This window comes from Streptomyces sp. SID13666 (assembly GCF_010548325.1).
Lineage (GTDB): Bacteria > Actinomycetota > Actinomycetes > Streptomycetales > Streptomycetaceae > Actinacidiphila > Actinacidiphila fildesensis.
Genome location: NZ_JAAGLX010000121.1, coordinates 1 through 1062, shown reverse-complemented (window position 1 = coordinate 1062; position 1062 = coordinate 1). Strand labels below are relative to the sequence as shown.

Here is a 1062-nt window from a genome sequence, read left to right as displayed (position 1 = left end):
AACAGGACGGGACGGGAAGGGGCGGCGGGGGCGAAACCAACCCACCGCCGCCCCCACCGCACCCCGGACTAAGTCGTCCGCCTCCGCCGAGCCCCCGGCCGCCGCTCACTGGGCCGGGTGACCGGATCCCCCGACTCCACGGCGGAAGCCCTCCGCCGCAACCCGAAGTCCGCCAACGCCTCGGCCAACTTGTGCACGGACGGCTCCGGAGCCATCACATCGACCCGCAACCCATGCTCCTCGGCGGTCTTCGCCGTGGCAGGCCCGATACACGCGATCACCGTCACGTTGTGAGGCTTGCCCGCGATCCCCACCAGGTTCCGCACGGTGGACGACGACGTGAAGAGAACGGCGTCGAAGCCACCCCCCTTGATCGCCTCCCGGGTCTCCTGCGGCGGCGGCGACGCCCGCACGGTCCGATAGGCCGTGACGTCGTCGACCTCCCAGCCCAACTCGATGAGCCCGGCCACCAGCGTCTCGGTGGCGATGTCGGCCCGGGGCAGGAAAACGCGGTCGATCGGATCGAAGACCGGGTCGTAGGGAGGCCAGTCGTCGAGCAACCCGGCAGCCGACTGCTCGCCACTGGGCACCAGATCGGGCTTCACGCCGAACGCGACCAGCGCCTTGGCGGTCTGGTCACCCACAGCGGCGACCTTGATCCCGGCGAAGGCACGGGCATCGAGCCCGTACTCCTCGAACTTCTCGCGCACGGCCTTGACCGCGTTCACGCTCGTGAAAGCGATCCACTCATAACGGCCCGTGACCAGCCCCTTGACCGCCCGCTCCATCTGCTGCGGAGTCCTCGGCGGCTCGACGGCGATCGTCGGCACCTCGTGCGGCACGGCCCCGTAGGACCGCAGCTGGTCGGAGAGCGACGCCGACTGCTCCTTGGTACGCGGCACCAGCACCCGCCACCCGAACAGCGGCTTGTTCTCGAACCACGACAGCTGCTCGCGCTGAGCGGCGGCGAACCGCTCACCGACCACGGCTATCACGGGCCGGCCACCGTCGGGGGACGGGAGCACCTTGCCTTGCTTGAACGTCTGGGCGATGGTCCCCAGC

1 protein-coding gene is annotated in these 1062 nt (G+C 70.1%); it reads right to left on the bottom strand.

The window, feature by feature from the left end:
* Positions 1–68: 68 nt before the first annotated feature.
* Positions 69–1062: uroporphyrinogen-III synthase (locus tag G3I60_RS43645; protein ID WP_164608547.1), on the bottom strand; the 994-nt coding region annotated here is incomplete at its 5' end.